Raw genomic sequence first — 388 nt, forward strand, 5'->3', positions numbered from 1 at the left:
AGCTCGTCACTGAGCATCAATCGGGGCATAGCAAACCCGCAGGGTGATTGGTATAGGAACCGTAATTCTGCGGGTTTGCTGCGCTTCTTCAATATACCGAAGTCAAAACGTCAACAGACCCTAGAGCTTGATGTAAAGAAAGATAGCTTCTTCATAGGAAGTTTTGTTACCAAAGTCGTGACCATTATTCGAGTCTTGTGTTTCAAAGGAAACGTAATGCGGAGTAAGAAAATACTATTGATGGGTGTTGTAGCGATGGGCTTCTGAGGTAGCCTGAATTCCGTAGACACACCTGATTGGTAAACTTGAGCCAACAGGAGGCTGCGGTGAGTAAGAGAGAAACACAAAGCTATACGTCGGAATACCGAGCGGAAGCCATCAAGTTAGT

General features: G+C 45.4%; 1 protein-coding gene. It reads left to right on the top strand.

What is annotated here, in order from left to right; translation table 11 throughout:
- The coding region (locus ACUHMQ_RS21155) for a hypothetical protein (protein ID WP_445297409.1) at positions 1-267 on the top strand (267 nt) is incomplete at its 5' end.
- Positions 268-388: the final 121 nt, after the last annotated feature.

Source organism: Chitinimonas violaceus (assembly GCF_052601015.1).